The 18,577-nt window shown below is 42.6% G+C and carries 14 protein-coding genes and 3 pseudogenes; 12 read left to right on the top strand and 5 right to left on the bottom strand.

The window, feature by feature from the left end; genetic code table 11:
- Window positions 1-49: 49 nt before the first annotated feature.
- The 4 genes from MHB64_RS19900 to MHB64_RS19885 are packed head-to-tail and all read right to left on the bottom strand — an operon-like array spanning window position 50 to window position 4,189.
- Window positions 50-1,165 (bottom strand): GerAB/ArcD/ProY family transporter, encoded by a 1,116-nt coding sequence (locus MHB64_RS19900; RefSeq protein ID WP_094869303.1) that lies wholly within the window; start codon window positions 1,163-1,165, stop codon window positions 50-52.
- 23 nt (window positions 1,166-1,188) lie between these two features.
- On the bottom strand, window positions 1,189-1,431 hold the full coding sequence (locus MHB64_RS19895) for a hypothetical protein (RefSeq protein ID WP_341135220.1): 243 nt from the start codon (window positions 1,429-1,431) through the stop codon (window positions 1,189-1,191).
- A 5-nt stretch (window positions 1,432-1,436) separates the two neighbouring features.
- Complete coding sequence (locus MHB64_RS19890; protein ID WP_179281546.1) at window positions 1,437-2,603, bottom strand: Ger(x)C family spore germination protein; 1,167 nt, start codon at window positions 2,601-2,603, stop codon at window positions 1,437-1,439.
- A gap of 5 nt (window positions 2,604-2,608) precedes the next feature.
- Window positions 2,609-4,189, bottom strand: coding sequence for a spore germination protein (locus MHB64_RS19885; RefSeq protein ID WP_341135219.1), 1,581 nt, complete (start codon window positions 4,187-4,189; stop codon window positions 2,609-2,611).
- 157 nt (window positions 4,190-4,346) lie between these two features.
- Between MHB64_RS19885 and MHB64_RS19880 the strand changes: the two genes are divergently transcribed.
- The 3 genes from MHB64_RS19880 to hcp all read left to right on the top strand — a co-directional run bounded on the left by MHB64_RS19880 (window position 4,347) and on the right by hcp (window position 7,835).
- On the top strand, window positions 4,347-4,805 hold the full coding sequence (locus MHB64_RS19880) for an SHOCT domain-containing protein (RefSeq protein WP_094869307.1): 459 nt from the start codon (window positions 4,347-4,349) through the stop codon (window positions 4,803-4,805).
- A gap of 243 nt (window positions 4,806-5,048) precedes the next feature.
- Window positions 5,049-6,449: an MFS transporter gene (locus MHB64_RS19875; protein WP_341135218.1), complete on the top strand. Its 1,401-nt coding sequence runs from the start codon at window positions 5,049-5,051 to the stop codon at window positions 6,447-6,449.
- Between the two features lie 93 nt (window positions 6,450-6,542).
- Entirely contained in the window at window positions 6,543-7,835 is a 1,293-nt protein-coding gene (hcp, locus tag MHB64_RS19870; RefSeq protein WP_094869309.1) for a hydroxylamine reductase, read from the top strand.
- Between the two features lie 329 nt (window positions 7,836-8,164).
- Here hcp and MHB64_RS19865 read toward each other — a convergent pair whose 3' ends face one another.
- A complete protein-coding gene (locus MHB64_RS19865) occupies window positions 8,165-8,638 on the bottom strand; it encodes a hypothetical protein (RefSeq protein ID WP_341135217.1) in 474 nt (157 codons plus the stop codon).
- A gap of 269 nt (window positions 8,639-8,907) precedes the next feature.
- Here MHB64_RS19865 and MHB64_RS19860 point away from each other — a divergent pair, with 269 nt between their 5' ends.
- From MHB64_RS19860 to MHB64_RS19825, 9 genes and pseudogenes are all read left to right on the top strand, one after another.
- A complete protein-coding gene (locus tag MHB64_RS19860; protein ID WP_341135216.1) occupies window positions 8,908-10,185 on the top strand; it encodes a hypothetical protein in 1,278 nt (425 codons plus the stop codon).
- A gap of 121 nt (window positions 10,186-10,306) precedes the next feature.
- Entirely contained in the window at window positions 10,307-10,717 is a 411-nt protein-coding gene (locus tag MHB64_RS19855; RefSeq protein WP_094869311.1) for a DUF6855 family protein, read from the top strand.
- Window positions 10,718-10,899: 182 nt separating this feature from the next.
- Window positions 10,900-11,409: pseudogene (locus MHB64_RS19850) on the top strand (FAD-dependent oxidoreductase); the annotation flags it as partial.
- Window positions 11,408-11,788 (top strand): annotated as a pseudogene (locus MHB64_RS19845) (malic enzyme-like NAD(P)-binding protein); the annotation flags it as partial. The pseudogenes MHB64_RS19850 and MHB64_RS19845, both read left to right, overlap by 2 nt.
- Before the next feature lie 457 nt (window positions 11,789-12,245).
- A pseudogene (locus MHB64_RS33925) lies at window positions 12,246-12,500 on the top strand (alpha/beta fold hydrolase); the annotation flags it as partial.
- A gap of 23 nt (window positions 12,501-12,523) precedes the next feature.
- On the top strand, window positions 12,524-14,140 hold the full coding sequence (locus MHB64_RS19840; RefSeq protein ID WP_094876263.1) for an AraC family transcriptional regulator: 1,617 nt from the start codon (window positions 12,524-12,526) through the stop codon (window positions 14,138-14,140).
- A 114-nt stretch (window positions 14,141-14,254) separates the two neighbouring features.
- Window positions 14,255-15,259, top strand: a complete 1,005-nt coding sequence (locus tag MHB64_RS19835; protein ID WP_256989749.1) for an ABC transporter substrate-binding protein — start codon at window positions 14,255-14,257, stop codon at window positions 15,257-15,259.
- Window positions 15,260-16,315 (top strand): NAD(P)/FAD-dependent oxidoreductase, encoded by a 1,056-nt coding sequence (locus tag MHB64_RS19830; RefSeq protein WP_341135215.1) that lies wholly within the window; start codon window positions 15,260-15,262, stop codon window positions 16,313-16,315.
- A 383-nt stretch (window positions 16,316-16,698) separates the two neighbouring features.
- Window positions 16,699-18,501 (top strand): SgrR family transcriptional regulator, encoded by a 1,803-nt coding sequence (locus MHB64_RS19825; RefSeq protein ID WP_256989757.1) that lies wholly within the window; start codon window positions 16,699-16,701, stop codon window positions 18,499-18,501.
- The last annotated feature ends 76 nt before the right edge of the window (window positions 18,502-18,577 follow it).

The raw sequence follows: 18,577 nt of genomic DNA, 5'->3' as shown, positions 1-18,577 counted from the left end.
GCTCCAAGTTCAATTTCAGTGTAATCGATGACCTTGATTAAAAATTGGATCAAAACTGTTGATTTTTATGCTTCTTCATGTGGAATCGAATAAATGTGACCAACAGAATCAGAAGGAACGGCAGGATGTAAGCCAAATTAGTGATCAAGGGCCAAGTAGTGTTCACGATTTCTGTAAGCTCAGATTCTTGTGTGTAAGTTGTCACAGACAGCAGAAGGCAAATAAAAGCAAGCGGGAAGACAATTAGTTTTTCATTTTCTAATCTCAGAAGCTCCTTCATGACTTTAATTAGAATAAGCAGCAGGATTGAAGCCTTGAAATAGAAGCCAATAATCAATGAAAAACCGATCACGGACTCGACCCGCTCTATCGTTTCCTGAAAATAAATTAACCTCGCCAACTGGTACAATGAATATTTCAAGCTGCCGGACAGGGGTCCCAGTACCATAATACTGCTAATGACAGAAGTAATTAACGTCAGGGCATTTATGATGAGTGCCAGATACATTTGTTTTCCTAGCTTTGATTTATCTTCTTTATGCACAAAAGGTAAAATTATGGAAAAAACGATTAGCTCGGAATAGGGAAAGCCATAGACTACATATGCAGCACTTAGGATAGGTCTAACTCCATCAGGCATGATGGGCAGCAGGTATTCGGGATGATACAAACCTGCTACGAGAATCCAGACCAAGATAATAAATCCGAACATTAGAGACATTAAGACTGCGGCCATACGGGCAATTACTTCGATGCCAGCGAGCGCTGTCATGGCAATCGTTATAAAAAACATCGTATTTACCGCATAAGTAGGCGTTTCTTTTAACATCGTACTTTTGAAAAAGGTACCGATCTCTATGACAATTCCTGCGACATTCCAAAACAAAACACATGTGAAAGGAAGTAATAGAACGAGAGTCAGTCCGTTTCCAAGCACAGCGCGGCTTTGTTCCACAAGTGATAGCTCTGGAGCTCGTCTATTTAAATAGAGAATACCGGTTAGCAGAAGCATTCCTATGGCCGAGGCAATGATGAGAGAAATCCAGGCTCCATTGCCAGCAAAATTAGTTAGTGAAGCAGGGACGATGACGATTGAAGAACCTGTCATAAAGAAGAGAAACAGCATGGACATTTGGATAGAGCTAACACGTTCTTGCTTATTCATACGTTCCTCCTCTTTCTATACGCTTATGAAATAGCCGGATTGATCCAATGGACGATGTGTTCAGCTGGACCCGTAAGTAGATTGAAGAGCGAGTCCAAATTAGGCCACGGTTTTGCTGCTACGAAGATAAACCCGAGATAAAGAACCGGCAGCAGAAGGACTCCATAGACCACTCGATCACGAACGGAGGCCTGTCTAAACTTTGGGATGTCATGGGCTAGCATAGCGGAAGCTAATATCAGTACACAGATAATTTGTCCCAGCATAGCCACTACTCCTTTGTCCCGAATATAGTACCTGAATTCATACCAGTGCTTAGCACTTTGACTTCAACATGGATATCGAATTCAGTCTGAGCAAGCTTTTCCTTCCATACAGGCCCCAATTGTTTCCACTGCTGCGGATTTCTTCGATAGATCTGATTACCAATTCCAAGTGCATCTACTTTTTTTGTTTTAAAAAAATCAGTAGTATGTTTTACCTGCTGTTCAACCTGAGCTACAATTCGCTGTTCAAATTGCTTCATGTCTTTAACAGTTTTTAAGTGTGAACAGCGTAACTCTCCGATTGTACCTTCAATAGCAATTTTTACACCGACGGAAACAGAGCCATTGCTTACGGTTGGAGTAAGCTTACTGTTGAAGGTGAGCACTTCAAGAGATTCCTTTTTTCGTAGCGCATTTTCGGTCTCATTCGTGCAAGGAAATTCTAAGACTCCATAAATATATCTGTCCATTAGCATCATGAACGCCTCAGTATCTTTCTCCTTCAGAAGTTCTACCATTTTCCCGTCTTGTATTAACGCTAGTCCTGATATTATTGCTTTATTATCTACACGGGTCTTATGCAGGTATGGTAGAACAGAAGTGTTGGAGGGACTGCACATTTGAATAGCCAGCTCATAAAGAGGGATTTTGGAAGTTTTTGCGGCATATAGGGCACCACTTGTTTCCATTCTCTTATACTGTTGACCAATGGTTTGTTCAATAAACGGACTTACATCTAAAAAAGGCGCCGCGGCTTGTTCAGCAATGAGGGGAAGAACGGTACCACGTGGCTCTTGATCCCTAGAGAAAAAATCAAGCACTTCCCTTATGTTCAGGTTTCTAGCTAATTGTTCACCGATTAAAATGACACGCATATGATCCCATTTGGCTTTTCGGCCGAATTTTGCAGGGATCTCTCGTATGGCTTCAAAAAAGGTTTCTCCACTCGTTGAAATATTAATCCCCTTGGACGCTGGATTCCCTGACTGCCCCATTTCAATTTTGGTGGAAGGATTATAGAAATGAGTCGTTATCACAAAGCGATCATCTTCCCCTTGGTCAATGGCTACTGCTTGTACATACCCATACTCGTCAAGTTCTTTATTATCCCAGCATCCGCTAGTTAGGCTGAGAACAAGAAGGCAGATTAGCAAGGTAGTAAGTCGTTTCACTATATCTACTTCCTTCCTGAAGTCTTTTTATATAAATGACGACTACGAGGTGAATGAAGCAGTAGCTTTCTCGGAAGTACGAAAATTGAAAAACGTACTTTTTTAAGGTCAAGTGGCGCCAACGAGTCTAAATACGGCTCACCTAAAGAGCGTAAGGTAGTCAGATGGAGATAAATCAGTATAAAACCAACCATGATCCCAAGCCCTCCGAACGTTGCCGCAAGAATCATTAATGGAAACCGCAAGATCCGCAGTGCAATGGCCATATTGTATTGAGGGAGCGCAAAAGAGGCAATACCTGTTAAGGCGACCACAATGACCATAACCGGAGAGGCAATTTGCGATTGTATAGCTGCTTGTCCTATGACCAATGCACCAACGATGCTGACGGCTGACCCGATCGGCCTAGGTAAGCGTATGCCCGCTTCTCTTAATAGCTCAAAGAAAAATTCCATGATTAATGCCTCAATCAAGGCAGGAAAGGGGATGCCTTCGCGCGTGTTAAGAATGGCAAGTAGCAAAACAGTGGGAATTAGTTCGGAATGGAAGTTAGATAACGCGATATAGGTGCTAGGCAACAACAGCGCGATGATGAAGGCAGCCACTCTAATCAACCGTATTAAAGATGAAAAAATGGTTCGGTAGTAATAATCCTCGCTATTCGTAAAAAATTCCATGAAATTTCCAGGACAGATCAATATGGAAGGACTTCCGTTTACCATAGCAATAATTTTCCCGTCGAGTAGAGCGGTTATAGCTGTATCTGGTCGTTCTGTGTAGCGGACTTGTGGGAAGGGAGAGTAGAGAGAATCCCCGATCCACTCTTCGAGATAGGATACGTCAATAATCTCTTCCTTTTCGATATCAGCTATACGTTGCTTGAATTGTTGTAACGTTTCTGGTTTCACTACTCCATCCAGGTAACCAAAGGACAACGTTCTTTGAACCTGCTTACCGGAAGTGAAGAACTCAAACTTAAGATTAGTAGTCTTTAGTAAGCTACGAATAACACCGATATTACGCTCCAAGCTTTCTATAAAGCTGATGTGTGGACCCTGTACGGTTGGCTCAGTAATAGGCTCCGAGGTTTGACGCTGCTCAACATCAAGGGCATAATATGCGACTGCTTTCTGCCAGCCATCAAAGAGAATGACAACCTTTCCGTCAAGAATTCCCTTAACGACCTGATTGATATTGTCCATCAATTCAAGGAGTGGAGAAGTAACCCCATTTTGTTCAAAGAAAGAGATGACATCGTGAACATTTACATCTGAGGCGGGACCTAGCTCATGCGGAACTAGATTTTGCAAAGTATCTTTAAAATGATTTGTAGGGTCAGACTTGGTAAGTGTATTGAAGTAGATTGCCAAGGCTTGATACCTAAGATCAGGGCCATAATTCCAAGGGATAATCTTTAGATCTGAACAATTGGCAAAACAATTGCTAATAATCTGCAAATTGTCCTCGAGAGATTCAGATATGGCAGGGGACAAAGGTACCTTGTTTGAACGCTCATTTTTGGTTTCTGTTTGTGGATGCAGCTTTGGATTTGCCGGAGGAATCTTGGGGCTGAAAAATTTCCGCATGCAGTTCTCCTTAATAAATTAGATGTTAAGTGATTTTTATTTTCTCCCTGATTTAGGAATTTATTCAGTGGGGATTCAGTGACTGAATCTATGAAATTTGAAGCAGAGGATAAATATAGAAGCGGACTGTAAATATATGATAAGATAGGGATATCTTATGAATGAGGTGGATAATATGATACACGAAATCAGCGGCGGTACATCATCTCTTGAACTATACGAGGATTACCTAGTAATTAAGCCTAGTAATGTTCAGAAATTGGGAGGACAAACTCAAACGATTCCCTTGGATTCCGTTATTACGATCAGTATAGTTAAGCCCTTTTTAAAAGTCCCTTATTTACAAGTAATTACATCCAGCCTTCAAACATCCAAAAAGGATAATTTGAAAGGAGCGAGTGCTAACGTTGTTCTTATTCAACCGGGAAAAATGAAAATCGCCGAAAAAATCCGTGATTACATAGCAGTATATAAATCAGAAAAACACAATCGCCCTAATCCTCCAGCTCCTGTTGGGTCGATCGATGATTTGAGACAGTTAGCAGAACTTAAGGATTCCGGTATCATAACTCCAGAAGAATTTGAAGCCAAGAAAAAGCAAATCCTTGGATTATAAAATAGACTTTTTTCGTCCACAGACTACGTTTGATTAAATAACTTCCATAGATGATGTAGCCTTCACGACACAAAATACGAAGCAGCTTGTTCTCCAATTACGGAGAATAAGCTGCTTCGCTGTCTTTTTAGGACTTAAAAGACAGCCCTCTCTTTATCCCATCTTTATGGGATTGGTCCTGGCAATGGATCTACTTATAATTGTTAGTATTCTTAGACAAATATGAGTGGGGACGGGATCAGCATGAATGTTGCAAAAAATAAAGAGCTAACGGACACCCGCAGGCGGCGATTGGGTATGATGGCGGCTATTTGTATGGGAGCCTTTATTTCCCATTTTACAGCCGGAATTATGAATGTATCGCTTCCTTTTTTTATTAATCATTTTCAGACAGAGCTTGCGAAGGGGTTGTGGATCACAACAGGGTACCTACTAGTGATTACTGTGCTTCTCCCTGTGATGGGGAAATTGGGTGATCGTTATGGGTTTCGCCGCATTCATAATCTCGGATTTGTGATTTTTACAGTTGGTTCGATCTTGGTCGCTTTTTCACCTAATCTGCCAATATTACTTACGCTTAGAGTTGTGCAGGGCATAGGTGCTGCGATGTTCCAAGCAACGAATATTGCGCTCATCAGCATCCATATGCCGAAAGAGAAGAGAGGACATGCACTCGGAATTCTGAGTACGGCTGTCGCAGTGGGCGGGATGACTGGCCCTATTGCGGGAGGGTTGATTGCGGAGTGGCTCAGCTGGCAGTGGCTATTTTTGATCCATGTTCCTGTGGCGATTGTGGCTACAATTATGGCTTACCGGTACATTCCGGGCCGCGTGCAAGATCGTAAGTCGGGAACTGTCAGCATCGTGGGGGCGGGCTTGTTCATGGCATGGATCACCTTGCTTCTTCTCGTAATTACAAATGGGAGCAAGTGGGGATGGGTGTCTGCGCAGACGATGGCGAGTTTGATGGGGGTTATCCTGCTGTTGGTCACGTTTCTATTATGGGAACGGAGGCAAAAGACACCTTTTCTACCTCTTCGGGCGCTAAGAATTCCTGCTGTATCGGTTGGGTTGATCGTGAGCAATGCCTCTTTTATTCTTTCTAATACGTTACTTGTCCTTATTCCGTTCTTTTTGATGGGAGCAACGGTTCAGTTTTCGTCCTCTACTACCGGTTACATGATGGCTGCTTATCCCATTGCATTAGCCTTTGCAGGTCCTCTTGCTGGTTACTGGTCCGATCGTTATGGCTCTCATCGATTGATGCTAATGGGGCTAAGCTGCATGGGAAGCGGGTTCGTACTGTTGCTATTATTTTTAGAGAATATCCCGGTCTCTGGAATCGCTGCAATTCTATGTCTTATTGGACTTGGGATGGGACTTATTGCTTCTCCGAATAATAGCTATATTATGCAGCAGACGCCTAAGGAACATGTAGGTTCCATTGGAGGAATCATTGCCTTAACACGAAATGCGGGTATGGTGTTTGGCTCTGCGCTTGGACTTGGGATGGTGAGTAGACAGATCGGGCAAGAGAGTCAACTTCAGGCTATCAAAATGGTTTTTGGCATTAATATTTTCATTTGTATAAGCGTTATTATAATGATGGTTGTGATCCATAGACGGACAATTCAATCTTCTTGATGTGAAAAATGTGTGTGTAATCACAACTCAAGGTAGGGTGTTCTGTTACGTTGAGAGTATCGAAAGACTATCTGAAATATGGAGGATAACGATATGTTTTGTTACCAATGTGAACAGACACCGACTGGCGGCTGCACCGTTGTTGGAGTATGCGGCAAAAATGAAACCATTGCTAGTTTGCAGGATACGATGATTTTTGCCTTAAAAGGAATTGCAGCCTATGCGACTCATGCTCGGCAGCTAGGATATAGTGACCCCGAGGTCGATCGTATTACCCACGAAGCGTTGTATATGACCTTGACCAATTCCAATTTTAATACGCAGGAGCATTTGGAGATGGCAATGAAGGTCGGTGATGCGGCGGTTCGGATCATGGATGTACTGGATCGCGCACATACGGATCGCTTTGGCATTCCGCAGCCAATTACAGTCAGTCAGAACAAAATAGAAGGTCAATGTATTGTAGTGACAGGGCATAATTTGTATGCGCTGGAGGAATTGTTGCGGCAGACGGAAGGAAAGGGCATCAACATCTATACTCACTCGGAAATGCTACCTGCTCATGGCTATCCTGCGCTAAAGAAGTATAAACATCTGAGAGGAAACATCGGCAAAGCTTGGTACGATCAACGCAGACTTTTCGAGCAGTTTCCAGGTGCGATTCTTGCAACTACAAACTGTGTGATGCCGATTAAGGGTACGTATGCAGACCGCTTTTTCTCCTATGAAGTCGCAGGGCTGGAAGGGGTAGCGAAAATTACAAATGACGACTTCTCCCCATTAATTAACCGGGCGTTGTCATTACCTGCGGCAGATGTAGATTCAGATCTTGTACTCACGACAGGATACCATCATGAAACGGTAATCGGGCTGGCACCTGAGATTATTCAAGCTGTCAAAGACGGGCATATCCGCCGGTTCTTCGTTATTGCAGGCTGTGATGCACCAGGTAAAGATGGGAATTACTATCGCGAGTTGGCAACTTCCTTACCGAACGAAACCGTTATTTTAACTACTTCATGCGGGAAGTTCCGTTTTAATGATGTCGATTATGGCACTGTTGGAGACACTGGCATTCCGCGGTATATAGATCTTGGGCAATGTAATAATTCCGGCTCTACGGTGAAAATTGCGTTGGCTTTGGCTGAAGCATTTGACTGCTCGGTGAATGAGCTACCTGTGAGTATTGTACTGTCTTGGTTTGAGCAAAAAGCAGTAGCTATTCTGTTGGGCTTGTTCAGCCTTGGCATTCAGGACATTCGTATTGGGCCGAAGCCGCCGGAGTTTATCTCGCCTGGTGTGCTGGATGTGTTGGTAGAGCTTTTCGGATTAAAGCTGATTACTACCGCTGAGGAAGATATGAACGCGATGTTGGCGTTGTCGTAGGTTAATCATGTTAGAGACATTGGCCGCAGGCGCTTGTAATCAAGATAAGTGATACAACACTAACGCAAATAAAACTATATTTTTGATAACTTGCCGTTTCAGATAACGCAGTGAATCGTACCCTATGTGACGGCGTGAAATAATTCAACAGAGGGTGTCCCAAAAGCCATAAAATGACGGAGGGACACCCTCTTTTTTAAAAATGAGGGAGTGAAGATCATCTGATTGGCGAGCCTATAACAGAGGAGACGGCTCAACGCTGGTTCGATGCATCGCGTGATTACTGAATGAATTGAAAGAGTGCACTTCATTATACAGGCAGGGTTTTATTATATGATCATCCCCATTTCACGGAGTCTATCTTTAATTTTCTTTAAACGAGCTTCTTTTTCGGTAGCTTCACTTAATACCTCCACAGATGATTCGTTATACTTCTTTATAATCCTCTTTAAAGTTAATTCTTTTATTTCCTTTTTACTCTGCATTGTAACAGGAGGGACAATGGCATGGTTTTCTATGGTCTTGGGATCTGCAGAAATTCGTTCTAGTAAACGAAGCAGAAGTATCAGTCTTTTGTGTCCCAGCCTCGGAACTTGGTATAGTTTATTCCATGTGGAATTTAGTAGATGATCAAGGTTTGTATATCCCTTGGAGTATAGAGCATTTATGAGGCCCGTTAAATTTGGTCCCTGCTCTTCCGCATAAGCAACAGTTACAATACAAGCAATATCCTTACCATAAAGATGTGCTGGAAGTGGGAAAAATTGTATTAATTCCGCATTTCCATCGATGATGTCATACATGATGATTTACCTCCATTTAAATATTTGGTCATTATTCACGTATAGAATTCTGTTTAAGGCTGTACAAAATTTTATTACCCTCTGCATTATTAAAACCCAAGTTACTGATCATTTTCTGAACATCAGCAAAGCCCATTGCATGAGCTTGTAGAATATTCAGAAGATTCTACTATTTAATAAGTAACAATCGACTCTAATATGCGCTGCTGCGTTTCGTAATCAACACTATGTAATGGTATGATGTAAGCATCAATTTTATGGGGTGCACTATGATGGATATTCGGATCAAAGAACTGCTTGACGCCACACAGCAAAAATATGGATTGGACAACTACTACTTACACTCTCATGAAATTTATCGCGACGTTATGATGCTGGGAGAAACCAACTATTTTCTTAGTATGGAATGGTTTCCTGCTCATATTAAGGAATGGAAGGGCGATTACAATCCGGAAGGAACTGCCGTCATCACGATTGACCTACAATCCCGCAACTATAAAAGTGTGATTTTTGTTGGCGGGAAATCTTATGCGGAGGGGACACCATTCCAAAATATAGATTTTAACGGAGTCATCCGGTGGATTGAAGCTGAGGCAAGGGTGGTATACGGTAAACAATTCCACTTAGAGAAGGAACAGATTGGAGAATATCATTTTATTGAAAAAATAGGTAGCATACCAGTCACTCCTGGTGGACGGATCGAGCTTCGCTTCGATGCGGAAGGCAGGCTTGTTTTTTACAGTGTATATGGCCAGTTTCCTTCCAGCTCCTTTGTGCACAAAGAGAACTATATTCTCACACTTCAAACGATAGAGCCCCAGGCGAGGAAACAACTACAACTTATAGAATATCCGGTGTACGAGACGAAGCAACTCCTGCTGATCTATGGGATAGAAGAGATCTACATTACAAATGACGGAACAACCACCATCCCATTTGAGTTTATATCAGGTACGAGAGCACGATTCAATATAGATCAGGTAATGCATTGGGAGCAACAGAATACGGAGCTGGAGCCTTTCGAAAGGGCGGAGAAACGTCTACCTGAGGTAGTTACCATTGAGCAGGCAATAGCTCGCGAACCGCATCCGGACTCACTTCCTATCACAGACGCAGAACAAGCCGTATGTATAGCCGCAGTCGAAGCTGGTTTAAGCCAGCTCTATCCGGATGAATCCGGAGAATGGATATTGAAGACTTTACAACGGGAAAGAGGACATATTCAGGCAACACTGAGGATGAAGGCGCCAAGTAATCGTATATTCCAGCGTAAGATCCTCCTGTTCATCGATGTGCAGAATTATAAGGTTATAAATTATATGGATAACAAACCAATGCTCGATATGTTTGATGAGTTCAAGAGCGAAGAGGAAATTGCTGTAAGCCATGACGAAGCTTATGACAAGCTCAAGGGATGGCTCGAATTAACGCCAGTCTATGTGTATGATCCTGGGCAGAAGAAGTATGTGCTGTGCGGGAAGTTAGATTGTAATTATGCTGTGAAGGCCACTAGTGGAGATGTGGTGGAGATGAGTAGTTTGGAATGATAGTGCCAGCTTCCTTATACTGAGTAGGACGAATAAAGGTAATGAAGTATAGTAAGGTGATGCAAACTAATAAAATGATTACAACTTACTAATTTTGTGAGTTACTTTGGGAGTTGAAAATATGTCGACAACTACAGGAACCAAGGAAAATCCTTGGAAATTAAAGACACCACCGCAAACATCCGAGTATGAAATGTACAAGGTCGAAAAAGACGGTAAAGAAATTATAGTTTGCATTGTAGGGAAAACGGTTTTGCATTATGACTACCGCTGTATTGAAGATCTGCACGCCATGCTTATACAAAATGGTGATTGGATGGAGTTAGGAAGTGCTGATGAGCAAAAACCAGCAAAAGAAGGTACCGTTGAAGCATGGGGGCGTTCACCTGAAAACCCTGTTGGCGGTTGGTATGGATTAAAGAAGGGACTTCGGGGGCGATTTGGAATGTATATCCCACCATTGCTCGAAGAATTGGGTCTTGCGGAAGTAGAACATAATCCAAGAAACAATCGGATGAAAGCGATCTTGTAAACGAAGGAGAGCCTAAAGGCTCTTCTTTTTTTGAGCCATGCCCTAACCGGTGGTCTTTCATACACATTGCAGTGATTACTTTAGTTACAAAACGTTTTTTTTAGTTACATAAACTTTCAAGGGCAGGGTCTTTGCCGTTAAGCTGATTGTAAAAATTATTCACAAGGTGGCAAAGCTATAACATGAATAAAAAAGTAACCACTGCTCTTATTCTCGTTCTCTCAGTTATGCTTGTTATCACAGGATGTGGCAACAGCAACAGCAACAGCAGCAACGGAAACGGGAACAAGAACACCAGCAAGAACACCAGCAAGATCAACGAGACAAAGGAAACTGAAGCCGTTTCGGGAGCATCCAAAGCTAGCTATACACCGTACGATCAACTAAAAGATAAATATGACATCATCATTATCGGTGCAGGCGGTGCCGGAATGTCTGCTGCACTTGAGGCGAGAGCAAAAGGGATGAACCCGGTTATTTTTGAAAAAATGCCGGTTGCCGGCGGGAATACAACAAAATCATCTTCGGGAATGAACGCTTCTGAAACGAAATTCCAAAAAGAGCAAGGCATTGAAGACAGCAATGATCTGTTTTATGAAGAGTCCTTAAAAGGTGGCCACGATACGAACGATAAAGAGATGCTTCATTTCTTCGTAGACCATTCCGCAAGTGCGATTAATTGGCTGGATTCTAAAAAGAATGGCTGCTGATCCGATTGTATTTGCCATGGCCAATCCTACTCCGGAGATTGATCCTGAAATTGCGGGGCCTTACGTCAAGGTTATGGCGACAGGGCGCTCCGATTTTCCTAACCAGATCAATAATGTTCTCTGTTTTCCCGGTATTTTTCGTGGAGCCCTTGACTGTGGCGCCACTGAAATCAATGAAGATATGAAACTGGCTGCTGCTGAGGCGATTTCTTCGGTGATTGACGTCAGCGATCTTCATGAAACTTATATTATGCCGAATGCGTTTGATCCACGAGTAGTGGAGCGTATCCGGGAAGCGGTTATTCGTGCGGTGCTCAAGAGTGGTGTGGCAAGAATAGGCGCGTTAATGGAAAACAATTAAAGCTGGACATCCATTCAAATAGAGACAATACGTCCGGTTCGGACTGATGTCTGCGATGGATTAGTGGTTATGGATATTGATCGTTTAGGCCGGGGAGAAAGAATAGCCATAAGCGCTCTGAGTTAATGCCTCTTATTATTAAACTAAGTGAAGAAGTGATTCAAACCCTTAGCTGTCATATAAGGGTTTTTTCTTTTTTTTGAAGGGAATGAAAAACTCGATACACAACAAAAAGTTCTAAAAGACAAGAAGGTGATGCCCCATGACAATAAACAACATACCCAATAGATTAGCCAAGTCATTCCATAGTATAATAGAAAATCAATCAAAAAATCAGTGGTGAGTTTACAACAGCAAGCTATACTGTAGATATTCAAAAAAAAGCACATCAAGTGTGATTTTTATAGCAGGATTAGGTGATTGCAGTGAGACACGGAACAAAGTCCAAGAACGCATAATGCAGGAAACGTCAACATTTTCTTACGATAGAACAAATATCGGTAAAAGCCAAGCAACGTCTGTCCACCGAACATGACTTGACTGGGTAGAGGAGTTGTCTGATTGGTAGCAAGATTATTCGCAAGTCTTTATCCACAGCTTGTTTCTTGTATGATCCTCGTTGACGCCTTATAAGGAATTGGCATACGCAGAAGTTTTGCTTGAAAAGCTTGCTGCGAAGAATCAGGAATATTTTGAAAATCCGATGTTGAACAGAGGAGAATAGGGGGAGAGAATTTGAAAGCACAACCAAATGATCTTGGATGGATCGCTCAATGGGAGTCCACTCAACCGATACCAGCTAAATGGATCACTGTGGAAGCAATTCATTATTTTACTTCAAATACATTAATCATTATTACGGATGGTCAAGCGATTTGGAATATGAATGGGCATCGTGTTCAAGTCTCTTTCGGCAATTTAATTGCTATTGAACCAAACTCATTTATTGAAGTTTTAGAAGGAGGAAATCTGGATTTAGCAGGTTGGCAAATTCAATTTGATACCTATTCCCCGTTCATTGCAGAAGGTAAGGTGTCTAAATTCAATTGGCATGTCCCCGTTGGAAATACCTATCAAATTATACAGTTGACGGGCGGTTTTTTGACGAGTATTAGTGATAGTTTGAATGAGAATTTGGCTAGTAGTGTCAGCGAATCGATGGTCAGAAACCAGCATCTATTATATGGATTGTTGAAACACTTATATCAAAAACAATCGGGTGATGAAGAGACGACAGAAAAAGGAATTCTTCGTTCTATTGACTATATCCAGGAACATTATAGTGAGATGATAACACGCGAGCAATTAGCGCAAATTGCAGGGATAAGTCAGTGGCATTATTCTCGGAAATTTAGTGAGCAATGTGGGAAGCCTCCATTAGACTATCTGGCCAATTATAGGATCTACCGTGCGAAAGAAGAAATATTATTAACTTCAGCGAAATCGCAAGAGATTGCTAAAAAGGTTGGTTTTGAAGATGTGCACTATTTTAGTCGTCGCTTCAAACACTTTGCAGGTGTGTCACCCAGAAATTATGCTCAACAATTGCATCAACGATATATTTTATCGATTTCACCACTCTGTGCTGAAGTTCTAATCGAATTAGGGATAATACCGCATGCTGTAATGGTAACACCGTTACTAGTACCTCAACATCAACGAGAACTATTTAAAAAGCATCACGTTAAACTGTTGGAAGTGCCCCAATATGATACGAATATAGAGTTGATTCAACAAGAGCAGCCAGAATTAATCATTGGACATTTTTTAACAGAAGATATTAAGAAGAAAATGCGCACAATCGCTCCAATCATAACAGGTCTAACTATGGATATAGATATTCTCCTTAGTCAATTGGCCGCTTTATTTCAGATGAAGGAAGAAGCGGAAAAACTCCAAACTCAAATGGAAAATGAGATAAACGAAGCACGGCAACAATTACAGCCCATCGTTCAATCCGGTGCTACAGTAATGGTGTTACGAGTAGAAGCTTTCGGATATCGATATTTAGGAGGGAACTCAAGCGGAGTCTCTCAATTACTCTACACGAAGTTGGAACTATCACTTCCAGAGTTTTTAAAGACAGGCGAGGCATGGTTTAATCCTTGTTCGATAGAGCAATTGTATAGGGCTAATCCTGACTATCTTTTCGTAGAGAAACGTGTGATGGAGAATTTTAGTGCTGAAGAAAATATGGATAAACTTATGGAAAGCGAACCGTGGAGAAATTTAAAAGCAGTCAAAAATAATCACGTTTCCTATATTGATACAAGTCTTTGGGTAGATGGTTGTGGAGTCAATGGGCAGAAGATTATAATTGATCAAATTGTTAGTAACTTAATAAGCCATTAATAGTGTAGAGCACAATAATCCAATTAAATTCGCACCATTCCCTATGGAATGATATCTTCTTATTTGATAATCTTTGATAATGATAATTATTATCAATACAAGGGGAGAGAATAGATGATGTCAAAACGTATATTTACGTTGATAGGAATAACGCTATTAGTGTTTGTCTTAACGGCATGTTCCAAATCAGCAAATAAGCCAGAAGAAGCTTCCACGGAGCAAAAAGTAAGTAATAATCAAACAAACGTAAGTGATGATAAAGAAACAAGAGTGGTAAGTGATATATTTGGGGAGGTCACCATCCCGGCTAATCCTATAAACATTCTTGTCACGAGTTCGAGTTATGCAGAGGATTTAATCGAGATGGGCATTATCCCACAGGTGAGTGTAGTCGTTCCTGAGATTGAACCTGATTATCGGACACCCTATTTGGAACAACACGGAGTTGAACTGATCTCACAAACACAATATGAATACAACCTCGAGCAACTGCTCAGCTTATCACCGGATATGATTATTACGCCAGGTGAAGGCTTGGATACGAAGGTGTATGATGAGTTGTCAAAAATTGCGCCGACAGTCGCTCTAAACGCAGGTGTAGGGGTACATGATGCGGTGAAAGAGCTGGCAGTACTTTTTAATAAAGAAGCCGAAGCGGACAAGCTGTTAACTGCTCTTGATCAGAAGGCGAGTGAGGCCAAAGAAAAAATTCATCAGGCAATTGGCGATAAAACCGTACTCGTGCTTAGAGTAGAACCTAGCCGGTACCGTTATTTAGGTCCAAAAGCAGATGACGATGTTAGTGAATTCTTTTATAAAACGCTCGGGCTGAATAGTCCTGAAGTTACTAAAGATTCCGATGTGTGGTTCACACAGTTTTCATTAGAGATTTTACCGGACATCAAACCGGATTATATTTTCCTGGAAACAAGAAGTATGGTGGATCTTGATAGCTCAGAATCATTAGCAGAATTAGAAAAAAATCCGCTGTGGAAAAGCCTGAAAGCCGTCAAAAATAATGATGTCTTCCCAATACGTACCAATGATTATATTCAAGCCAAAGGTCCAATTGGAACAAGTAAGCTTATTGACTATATCGTAGAAAAGTTGGTGCCTTAAGTGAACGCAAAACAACTCGATATCTATGATATTACGATCATTGGTGGTGGCCCCGCAGGCATGTATGCAGCTTTTTATAGTGGTATGAGAGCCATGCGTACAAAACTAATTGATGCCAAAGAGGAATTAGGTGGATTCATGCGCACCTATCCTGAAAAGTTAGTGTGGGATGTTGGCGGCGTTGATCCAATACGCTGTGAACGCTTAATAGATTCTTTAGAGAAGCAGGCTAGAACTTTTGATCCAACCCTTGTACTAGGACAGGAAATTGCTCATATGGAGCGGCAGGATGATATATTTATTCTGACATCCAAAACAGGCGGACTTCATTATACACGTACTATATTACTATGTGCTGGTCGCGGAATGACGCAAGTTCAAAAGCTGGATATTGAAGGTGCAAACCGTTATGAATTGAATAATCTCCACTACACCGTTACAGATTTATCGAGATTTAAAGATCAACGTGTTCTTATTTCTGGCGGAGGAGATTCCGCAGTGGATTGGGCAAATGAAATTGTGAGTTTGGCGAAGCAAGTCATTATGGTACATCGACGAAATGAGTTTACTGCACATGAGCTGCCTGTAGCCCAAATGAAAACATCCGCTACGGTCATGACACCGTATAGTATCTCTCGCTTATATGGCGTAGGTGAACGCATTGGAACTGTAGCTCTTGAACACGCTGAGACTGGTGAAATAGAACAAATTGAAGTCGATGAAGTGATCGTGAGTCATGGATTTGATCGTGATTTTGGGGATTTACTGAACTGGGGCTTAGACAAAGAAGATTATGGTGTGTCTGTTGATCAGCGGATGCGAACCAGTATCCCCGGGATTTTCGGAGCAGGTGATTTTATTACTTATGGCAGTAAGGTTCGTTTAATTGCTGGTGCCTTTAATGATGCTGTGTTAGCAGTTAATAGTGCCAAACTTTATCTAGATCCGTCAGCTTCAGATATGGCTGGTGTTTCTTCTCATAACGCTCGTTTTTTTGAGAAAAACAAAGCCATTGGAAACGAGGCTTGTGGAAACCTCAATGTCATACAGTCCTAATAGGAGTTGAAAATGAATACATCCCAAAAGACGACGTTCGAGTCGTCTTTTTTTACGTCTATCCTGCAGGAGTTGGTCATGAGGGTTTTGGAAGCCGAAAGCCAGTTTACGAATGGATAGCTGATTTTTGTGTGGTGTTACTTCTTTTAACTTTCCATAAGCAGCTCTGAATTCGCCTCAAAAGTCGCCAACTTATTTCTGCCTCTCGATATTCTCTCAGTTTCTCAATCAGATATGGATGTTCCAACATATGTTCTCCCCCGCTTCCTTATTTCTGTAAGACTTATTATGCGCTGTTCAAAAGGGGATAAAAAGCGTATACTTTCCACACATGATTTCCTCTTTTGAGGAATATAACCGAAAGGAGGCAGAAAAAGGTGATCATGACTGAACGGTATTTTACGCTTTACGACCGCTTCGGTGGGGGGATTAGTGAGGGAATGCCCGTAGAAGCAACCTTGGAGGAGCTGGCGGAAGCGTTGTTCTGCACCACTCGGAACGCGAAGCTTATCCTGCGCAGGCTGGAGGAAGAAGGTCTGATTGATTGGATTCCGGGGCGCGGACGTGGGAATCGCTCGCGGATCGCTTTCAAGACGGACAAGGAAATTTTCCTGCTAAGCTTGATCCAGAGCTGGGCAGAAAAAGGGGATTATAAGCAAGCTTTTGAATGGCTACAATTGTTCGGTGAGGGAACGCTTGCCAAGCCCAAATTCCTTGAATGGCTAAACGGTCAATTTGGCTACCGAAAAGAGGAAGCACGTGATGGTATCTCTACGAGTGACATACTGCGCTTCCCGATTTACAGTCCCATCACGACCTTTGACCCTGCTCAAGTAAGATTTTGCGCTGACGCACATCTGTTGCGGCAAATTTACGACCGCCTCCTCCGGTTTGATGAAGCTGCGGGCAAAATTGTTCCGAGTATCGCTCATCATTGGACGTCCAATGCAGAAGCGAGTGAGTGGACCTTCTATCTACGCAAGGGGGTGCACTTCCATAATGGGCACGAACTGACCGCAAGAGATGTAGCCTTTACGCTGGAGCGTTTGCGCGGAGACACCAATAACCGCTGGTTGCTGCGGGGAGTAGAACGGATCGAAGCGCTAGGCCCGCGTGTAATACAATTGCATTTGAAGCAGCCAAACCGAATCTTCGACAGGTACATGTGCTCCAGCGCAGCATCCATCCTGCCTGCCAACTTGGGTGGTATGGAAGAGACGGACTTCTGGCGGCTGCCGATCGGCACCGGCCCTTTTCGGATCGTCTCGCAGTCATCGCACTGCATCGAGTTGGCTGCCCACACTGCCTATCATGAGGGAAGGCCCTATTTGGATGGTGTGGATATGATTACCATGCCGGAGGAATGTCTTCAGTCAGCAATTAATATTCCCGAGGTGCTGCATCACGAGTTCGTCGAGAATCATCCGCTGGGAAACCATAACGGAGACTGGCAGACGCTAAAGCAATTATCCAATGGCTGTACGATGCTAACCTGGAATCTTCGACGGCCGGGTGCACAGCAGTCGGAGGCGTTCCGCCGGGCGGTACGCATGATTCTGAATACTGGCGACCTGGTCTCGGAACTGGGGGGTGATCGCGTGCTATCTGCCTTCGGTTTCCACCCGGAAGCGAGCCAATCCCGCTCTGTTGAACCGTTCCGTCTAGATCGTGTAAAAACTGTTCTGCGTGAATCGAATTATGACGGTTCAGTCATCCGCTTCACTGCCCATGAGAAGTTTGAGGAAGATGCTCGATGGATTGTGGAAAGACTTGAGCAGTGGAGTATTAAGGTAGATCTAAAGATCATTTCATGGGAAGATAAACCTGGTTGTGGCAGTCCACATCACGACGAAGATTTGATGATCGTAGGATTCGTCTTGGCTGAAGACGAGGTATGTGAGATTGAAGTTTATGAGCATGGGGACAGTCCTTTCCGGGCGTATTTGGACGATGAGCTTCTGAACTGGATTAACGGAAGAATTGACGATGCCTTAAGCGCCGATACGGAAACTGGCAGACGCCAGCATTTGAAGGGGATTGAGGAACATTTAAGCGACGAAGCTTCGGTCATTTTTCTCCATCATAAAGAGTTTCGAACATACTTACATCCTTCAATCCGTGGCGTCCATTTGAATACACTTGGGTGGGTCGATTTTAAAGATATCTGGCTGGAAAAGCTGAGCTAAGCAAGTATCCTTGAACACGTTAGACAAAATTCAGAGAATTGACAACATGAAGAAGCGGCTTTCCTTGAACAGAGAT

It is taken from the genome of Paenibacillus sp. FSL K6-2859 (assembly GCF_038008265.1).
GTDB lineage: Bacteria > Bacillota > Bacilli > Paenibacillales > Paenibacillaceae > Paenibacillus_AQ > Paenibacillus_AQ nitricinens.
The sequence above is the reverse complement of the archived record's forward strand: the minus strand, read 5'-3'. Positions and strand labels throughout refer to the sequence as shown.